General features: G+C 50.8%; 7 protein-coding genes. 5 read left to right on the plus strand and 2 right to left on the minus strand.

Annotation, left to right across the window (positions count from 1 at the left end; all coding sequences use genetic code 11):
* Positions 1–17: 17 nt before the first annotated feature.
* On the minus strand, positions 18–1,232 hold the full coding sequence (locus FCU94_RS14265) for a thiolase family protein (RefSeq protein ID WP_176289202.1): 1,215 nt from the start codon (positions 1,230–1,232) through the stop codon (positions 18–20).
* A 154-nt stretch (positions 1,233–1,386) separates the two neighbouring features.
* Between FCU94_RS14265 and FCU94_RS14270 the strand changes: the two genes are divergently transcribed.
* Genes FCU94_RS14270 through FCU94_RS14290 form a run of 5 tightly spaced genes read left to right on the plus strand, consistent with a single transcriptional unit; the run spans position 1,387 to position 6,339 of the window.
* Positions 1,387–1,764 carry a MerR family transcriptional regulator gene (locus FCU94_RS14270; RefSeq protein WP_176289175.1) on the plus strand — a complete coding sequence of 126 codons (378 nt, stop codon included), beginning with the start codon at positions 1,387–1,389 and terminating at the stop codon, positions 1,762–1,764.
* Between the two features lie 53 nt (positions 1,765–1,817).
* Positions 1,818–2,987: an isovaleryl-CoA dehydrogenase gene (locus tag FCU94_RS14275; protein ID WP_176289176.1), complete on the plus strand. Its 1,170-nt coding sequence runs from the start codon at positions 1,818–1,820 to the stop codon at positions 2,985–2,987.
* 9 nt (positions 2,988–2,996) lie between these two features.
* Entirely contained in the window at positions 2,997–4,601 is a 1,605-nt protein-coding gene (locus FCU94_RS14280; protein ID WP_176289177.1) for a carboxyl transferase domain-containing protein, read from the plus strand.
* Positions 4,602–4,603: 2 nt separating this feature from the next.
* On the plus strand, positions 4,604–5,404 hold the full coding sequence (locus FCU94_RS14285) for an enoyl-CoA hydratase-related protein (RefSeq protein ID WP_176289178.1): 801 nt from the start codon (positions 4,604–4,606) through the stop codon (positions 5,402–5,404).
* 11 nt (positions 5,405–5,415) lie between these two features.
* Entirely contained in the window at positions 5,416–6,339 is a 924-nt protein-coding gene (locus FCU94_RS14290; protein ID WP_176289179.1) for a hydroxymethylglutaryl-CoA lyase, read from the plus strand.
* 75 nt (positions 6,340–6,414) lie between these two features.
* On the opposite strand, the gene FCU94_RS14295 is transcribed toward FCU94_RS14290, so the two are convergent.
* On the minus strand, positions 6,415–8,259 hold a 1,845-nt coding region (locus FCU94_RS14295), incomplete at its 5' end, for a leukocidin family pore-forming toxin (protein WP_176289180.1).

The following is an 8,259-nucleotide window of genomic DNA, read 5'->3' on the forward strand; positions in this document are numbered from 1 at the left end:
GTCCTTATCTTGGTTGTTTAGAGAGGGATTTCAACCGCCACGGCGCAAGCCTCGCCGCCGCCGATACAAATTGCGGCTATCCCTTTCATCGTTTTCCGTTTGGTCGCATCGCCATCCACACCATAGGCTTGCAACTGACGTAGGCTGTATATCAATGTAGTAAGAATACGTGCCCCACTGGCACCTATCGGGTGTCCTAACGCGCACGCGCCTCCTTTGATGTTGACTTTACTCGGGTCGAGTCCCAACTCTTGAGTCGCAATTTGCGCCACGACGGCAAACGCTTCGTTGATTTCCCACAAGTCAACCTCAGACGCTTCCCAATCAAGCTTTGACAATAGTGCTTCAATCGCATAAACCGGCGCCACGGTAAATTCTGCTGGCAAGCGAGCATGAGTGGCGTGACCTTTGATAACGGCAAGAGGGGCAATATCATGTTGCTCCGCGCTAGATTGCGCCATGACGATGAGCGCCGCAGCGCCATCAGAAATCGCGCTTGAATTGGCTGCGGTTATCGAGCCATTTTCACTAAAAGCGGGACGAAGCTTGGCGATTTTGCTTGGGTCTATCGTCGGAGGTAGCTCGTCATAATCGAGCCAAATTGATTGCTTAGGGTTGGTTTCGATGGCCACTAACTCAGCCGCGAACATACCTTGAGACTGCGCCGCTAGCGCTCGCTGCAGTGATTGCTCCGCCCAAGCGTCCATCTCCTCGCGGCTAATATTGAGTTTATCCGCAGTTTGCTGCCCATAAACCCCCATCAGCTCGCCCTCATAAGCATCTTGCAAGCCATCGAGAAACATATGGTCAAACGTGGTTTTGTGCCCCATGCGCATGCCGCTACGCGACTCTTTCAACAAGTACGGGGCGTTGGTCATGCTCTCCATCCCCCCAGCCACAGCGCTGCGTATCGAACCAGACAAGATAAGGTCGTGGGCGAGCATGACGCTTTTCATGCCAGAGCCACACACTTTGTTGATGGTGGTGCATGGGACTGAATGCGATAACCCCGAATGAAGGGCAACTTGTCTGGCTGGCGCTTGCCCACAGCCCGCAGGCAATACACAGCCAATAAAGACCTCTTCAATCAATGAGCCCTTGCCAAGCTGCTCGATCGCAGCACGAACCGCAATACTGCCTAGTTCTGGAGCAGAAAAGGAGGCAAGTTGACCTTGAAATCGCCCCATTGGTGTACGCTTCGCCGCAACTATCCATATCTCATCTTGATTCATCATGACACTCAGAGAATTTCTTGACGTTTACGTAAGCATAGCACTAACATTTACGTAAACGTAAAGAAAGCAACAAAACATTTTTTGGCTCAGTTGGCTTTTTGTTGTCAGAGCCGTTTCGCCTAAGAAAACAGTAATGAGGAAAAGACGCTCAGTGGATAAATATAAGATTAGTGACTTGGCTAGAGAGTTTGATATTACCACCCGCAGCATCCGTTTTTACGAAGATGAGGGGTTAATACAACCTGAGCGAAAAGGCAGTATGCGTATTTATAATCGCCGCGATAAAACCCGCTTAAAGCTGATTTTGCGTGGCAAGCGATTAGGCTTTTCATTGGCCGAAATACGCGAACTTTTTGAGTTATACGATACTCACCAGGGTGATACTCAGCTAAAAGAGATGCTGAAAATCATTGATGATAAAGAAGCGTTGCTAATGCGGCAGCTCGAAGATATCCGAAGTATGCTAGACGACCTGAATGTTGCTCGTGAGCGTTGTGAGCAAGCACTTGAGGTTAAAAAAGTCGGCTAAACTTCATTATCACGTCTTCTGTTGCCCTGCATTCGCGGCGATGCGGAGGCGTTATGATTGCTCCTTACTCCCCTCTTGATTTCGGTCTCGACCATTCGTTGACCCTGCTGCGTGATCACGTTTACGCTTTTTCGCAGCAACAAATTGCTCCACTCGCGCAGCAAATCGACGAGGCCAATGCTTTTCCCAACCAATTGTGGCCTCTGTTTGGCGAAATGGGCTTACTCGGCGTAACCGTCAGCGAACAATACGGCGGCGCAGGCATGGGCTATTTAGCTCATGTCATCGCATTAGAGCAGGTCAGCCGGGCTTCGGCTTCTGTTGGCCTTAGCTACGGCGCGCACTCTAATCTGTGTGTCAACCAAATCTATCGTAACGGTAGCGCTGAACAAAAAAAACGATTCTTACCCAAACTAATCGAGGGTAGCCACATTGGCGCATTGGCAATGAGTGAACCGAATGCCGGTTCGGATGTGGTCAGCATGCAGCTTAAGGCAACGTTAAACGGCGATCACTACCTACTTTCCGGTAGCAAAATGTGGATTACTAATGGACCAGACGCCGATGTGGTAGTGGTGTACGCCAAAACCGAACCCGACCAGGGGACGCATGGAATTAGCGCGTTTATCGTCGAGAAAAGCGTGAGCCCGTTTAGTCACGCCCAAAAAATCGATAAGTTGGGGATGCGAGGCTCCAATACCTGTGAGCTGGTGTTTGATCACTGCCCTGTCCCGGTCGAAAACCTATTGGGTGAGGTGAATCAGGGCATCAAGGTGCTAATGAGCGGGCTGGATTACGAGCGGGTGGTGCTGGCTGCGGGCCCGCTTGGCATCATGCAGGCGTGTTTGGATCTCGTGGTGCCCTACACGCGTGAGCGCAAGCAGTTTGGCCAATCAATTGGTGAGTTTCAATTGGTTCAAGCAAAGCTTGCTGATATGTACACCAAAACCAATGCCGCCCGAGCGTACCTTTATGCCGTTGCTGCGGCCTGCGACCGAGGGCAACCAAGTCGCAAAGACGCCGCCGGTGTGATCTTATATTGCGCCGAAACCGCGACCCAGATCGCTCTAGATGCGATTCAATTGCTCGGTGGTAATGGTTACACCAACGAGTTCCCCGCGGGTCGACTGCTGCGTGATGCCAAGCTGTATGAGATTGGCGCGGGCACTTCGGAAATTCGCCGTATGTTGATCGGCCGCGAGCTATTTAACGAGTCTTGGTAGGGAGCCTCTATGCCTGCGATTGAAACTAAAATTAAGCTCGACTCTGATCTCTATCGCCAAAACTACCAAGCGATGTCGTCGCTGGTCGAGCGTTTGCATCACGATCTTTCGACCATCAAACAAGGTGGTGGCGATAAGGCGCAGCAGCACCAGCGCAGCAAAGGTAAGATGCCCGTGCGAGAGCGGATCGTACTGCTCCTTGACCAAGACACCGAACTACTCGAAATTAGCCAAATGGCGGCGTGGGACGTCTACCCAGAGTCGGTTCCGTGTGCGGGCGTAGTCGCGGGGATTGGTCTAATACACGGCATGCCTTGCATGGTCATTGCCAACGACCCGAGCGTCAAAGGGGGCACTTATTACCCATTGACGGTCAAAAAACACCTTCGCGCCCAAGAAATCGCTCAGCGTTGCCGCCTACCGTGCGTGTACTTGGTCGACTCAGGTGGCGCAAATTTACCCCATCAAGCGGAAGTCTTCGCCGATAAAGAGCACTTCGGGCGGATATTTTACAATCAAGCCCGCATGTCGGCCCAAGGTATTGCGCAAATCGCGGTAGTACTTGGTCTATGCACTGCTGGCGGCGCCTACATACCAGCAATGTCGGATGTGGCCATCATGGTCAAGCAACAGGCGAGTATTTTTCTTGCTGGCCCTCCACTGGTGAAAGCCGCGACTGGAGAAGTGGTGAGCGAAGAGGAGCTCGGCGGTGCAGAGGTGCACTGTCGCAAATCTGGCGTGGCCGACTATTATGCTGATAACGAAGCGCATGCTATGACGCTTGCCCGTCAAGCATTAGCCAACACAGGATTGCCCGTACCTGCCGAACCAGCCAGCGACGCCCCGCCACCACGCTATCCCGCCGAGCAGCTTTACGGCATCGTCAATGCCAACCTCAAGCTATCGTTTGATGTTCGAGAAGTCATCGCTCGTTTGGTCGACGACTCCGATTTTGATGAGTTCAAAGCCCTATTTGGCACCACACTAGTGTGCGGTTTTGCCCGTATCGGGGGGCAACTGATTGGCATTCTGGCCAACAATGGCATTCTGTTTTCTGAATCTGCGCAAAAAGGCGCGCACTTTATCGAGCTATGTACTAAACGGCAAATCCCCCTACTGTTTTTACAAAATATCACTGGCTTTATGGTTGGCAAAAGAGTCGAAGAAGGCGGCATTGCCAAGAACGGAGCGAAGCTGGTCATGGCGGTCGCGTGCGCTGAAGTGCCCAAGTTTACCGTCGTCATTGGTGGCTCCTACGGCGCTGGGAATTACGCCATGTGTGGTCGGGCGTACGACCCGACTATGATGTGGATGTGGCCGAATGCACGTATCTCTGTCATGGGCGGCGAACAAGCAGCGGGAGTGTTAACGCAGGTTAGAAGCCAAGTCATGGCGCGTCAAAACAGCGATTGGCCAAAGGAAGAAGAGCAAGCCTTTCGTCAAAGCATTCTCGAGTTGTATGAGCAACAAGGCCATCCCTACTACGCTAGCGCTCGCCTTTGGGACGACGGGATCATTGACCCAAAAGAAACGCGCAGCGTACTCACCCGAGCACTAACAGCAGCGATGCAAGCGCCGCTCGAGTCGACTCATTTTGGCATTTTTAGGATGTAGCTATGACCACTCATTCGTATCAGCATATTCGTTTCACTCTTGAGCCAAACGGACTTGCCTACCTCACACTGAATCGTCCCGAGCAAGCGAACGCGTTTAATGCACAAATGATCACAGAGCTTCTCGACGCGATGGATTTTCTGGCGACACAACCGAGCGCGCGCGGCCTGATGCTCAGCGGCGAAGGCAAGCATTTTTGTGCAGGTGCAGATATCGATTGGATGCGTTCGATGGCGGATAAAGACCACAGTAGCAATCTGACCGACGCCTATCAGCTTGCCACGCTAATGCACACACTCGATACGTTACCCTTACCGACTTTGGCGCTGGTCCAAGGCAGTGCGTTTGGTGGTGCATTGGGATTGATCTGCTGCTGCGACATGGCGATCGCCAGCGACGACGCTCGTTTCTGTTTGAGCGAGGTTAAACTCGGTTTGGTTCCGGCAACCATTGCCCCTTACGTAATCCGCGCGATGGGCAACAGGCAAGCGCGCCGCTATATGTTGTCGGCCGAGATGATCAACGCCTCAAGCGCGCTATCTCTCGGTCTTGTTCATCATATAGCTTCCGCGCCAGCGGCGAAAAATGAAGCTCAACAGTGGTTGGAGAATGTGGCGCAGCATGGCCCGGAGGCACTGCGAATGACCAAAGCGTTGTGCCAGCACTGCGACCATCACATGATTAATGAGTCACTCATCCAATATACCAGTGATTTGATTGCTCAGGTTCGCGTATCTGCTCAAGGGCAAGAGGGACTCAACGCTTTTCTCGACAAACGCGCCCCCAATTGGCAATCCACATAGGACGCTCAATTATGAACTCATCACTCGACCACTCTTCACTGCCGCCGAAGGTCACTATCGTTGAGGTGGGTCCACGTGACGGTTTGCAAAATGAAGCCGTCGTCTCGGCGCAAGACAAGGTGGAGTTTATTCAGCGCCTTGCTCAAAGTGGCTTGAGCCATATAGAGTGCGGCGCCTTTGTTTCTGCTCATCGAGTGCCACAAATGGCTGATTCAGCTCAAGTATTCAGCGCTCTCAATCGTTGTAAACATGTCTGTTATTCCGCCTTAACTCCCAACTTACGCGGTCTAGAAGCGGCCATTGACGCCGGAGCCAGTCGGGTGGCGGTGTTTACCTCTGTGTCTGAGGGATTTTGCCAACGCAATATCCACTGCTCAGTCGCCGAGAGCCTCAAACGGTTTGAGGATGTGTTCGCACTGGCCGACAAACACCGCATTCCGGTGCGAGGTTACCTCTCCTGTGTGATAGATTGCCCTTATGATGGCGCCACCCAGCCGCAAAAAGTCGCGACGCTCACCCACAACATGATCCAAATGGGCTGCGATCAAGTCTCTCTGGGCGATACCGTGGGAACAGGGACACCCGTTCGGGTCGCACGCATGCTAGATGCGACGCTCAACCATGTCCCCGCCACCAAACTCGCGGCCCACTTTCACGACACTTATGGTCAAGCACTGGCAAACCTTTATCAAGCATTGAGTATGGGCATTCATGTGATTGACTCAAGCACCGCCGGTTTGGGTGGCTGCCCCTACGCCAAAGGCGCAGCTGGCAACGTGGCCACCGAGGATGTCTTGTATCTGTGCCATGGGTTAGGCATTGAGACTGGAGTAGATATACAGAAGATAGTCGACGCAGCGTGGTACATCTGCGGAAAATTGAACAAACAGCCAGCTTCGAAGGTCGCTCTAGCAAGGGCCCCAATCGCGAGATGATTTGCCTAATAGCGGTGAAGGCTCGCATCGTAACCCCACCGCTGTAAGCGGCTTTTATAATGATATTAACAACATCTAAAACGCCTGAGTTTCAACCGTTGAAGCATTGAACACATTGACATAGCGTGTGTACATTCGGCTACTCGTCTCCGATTGTGAATCCGTGTCGGTTTCCATACTCAAATGCTTGGTATTTTTGTCGTGCGACAAGTAAAGGCCTAAATGTGTGTTTTTTAAGACCTGTTCCCCCGCAACTTCTGCCCATTGCCACTGTTGAGTCAAGCTAAAACTGCACGGCTGTGCCTTGGATAAATCATCACTATCTAAGCACCACTTCGCATTGTAAGCACTAATATATTGCCCTTCACTGCTATAAATAAATGCCTGATGACTGTCATTCTCATCACACTTATTGACCGCCACCGTTTGATCCGTATTGACCGTGATACATTGATTTTTAAACCCACCTAGCTGTAAGTTTACGGGTCTTCCTCCCGTGAATACGGGGTGATCCCAGTCCACCACAAAATTAATGTTCTTGTTTACCCGTTTCACTTGGTGATCATCATCTTTGGCATAGTACGTACGCACGCCAAAGAAGGGGGTAACATTGGTCATGTATCTAAATCCAGTAATATCAACGGATGAATCGATATCAAACTCTGTTGTGCCCGTTGCCCCGGGGTCTGCTGCATAGATCACTTCCATTTTTGGTAGAAAGCTGGCGTGGCTAATCTTATTGATACGGCTTTCATCGACCGGCAGCGTAATGCCGGCAGTATAGCCATGTATCGTCGTTTTCATCACCGACTCGGCGGTAGGATATTGTTCTCTCGCCCATTCAAACCCTACATGCTGAGGGCCGTCTGAGTGACGGTCAACACGATAATCCTTAGTGTCGTAAGATAACCATTTAGACTCTGTCCAGTTCGCTGACGCCTCCAATTTCCCCTTCGCACCATCGCCGCTCACCTCGCCTCCACCAACAATACCAAAAGAAAATGTCGATATTTCTCGGTTTGTGTAATTGGTGTTTAAGTTATTTTTTGGCACAGTACGTAAGATGCTGGCTTTTTCATTTGACGCATTAAAATTAAAGTCGTAGTTCTGTGCAATGGCTGTCGTCACCATTTCATGTTCATCACCACCTTCGGGCCAAGCTATACCACGAGTCACAAGTAATATTTTGCTAAAATCACGATTAAGCTTTATTCCAGAGCCAGCACTATCGTCGTCTATAGCAATTCTCACTATTTTTGCGTCAGGCGTCGCACTGCCAATGGTTCCATACGCTAATGAACGCTGTAACGTCACTTGGTAGATTAGTGATATGTGGGCGTCCGTACACATCCACCGGCTGGTCACAGGCCCCTTATAAGTGTTCCAAGTTGGGTTACATTCTTCGTCATAAATACGACGCTTGGCCTCTATATAGAATGCAACGCGCGGAATACTATTATTATTCGCAGATTCACTCGCTAAAAAGGCACTGCGTTTCACCCGTTTTGACTTAGGTTTATACTCAAGCCTCCCTATATTGCTGTCGTCAGCACCTTCTAGAAGAGTAAACATCAGCTTTCCTTTGTGTTCACTCACAACAATCATTTCACCCAGGGTAAATAGCCCCAAGCTTTGACGAAGTTTGTTTTGCGCGATCGCTTTGTCCGAAGCGTTCTCGATGGTACTAAAATCAATCAAATATCGTTTGTTGCCTGTAAGTACTTGCGATTGCACTTCAGAAAGTGACGGTACATCGGCCTTACTATCCACTAGGTAAGCAGCGTTTATGTAGTTAACATGACTTGAATCCTGAAGGTGACTCAACAGATTCACCGCAGCGCCAACAGGCTCATCTATCCCATCTGCCAGCGCATAAGGACTTATCGCCCCTAAAGCAGTCAGTAAGATTAGGTTGGATTT

The sequence above is a fragment of the Vibrio sp. JPW-9-11-11 genome, assembly GCF_013369335.1.
GTDB lineage: Bacteria > Pseudomonadota > Gammaproteobacteria > Enterobacterales > Vibrionaceae > Vibrio.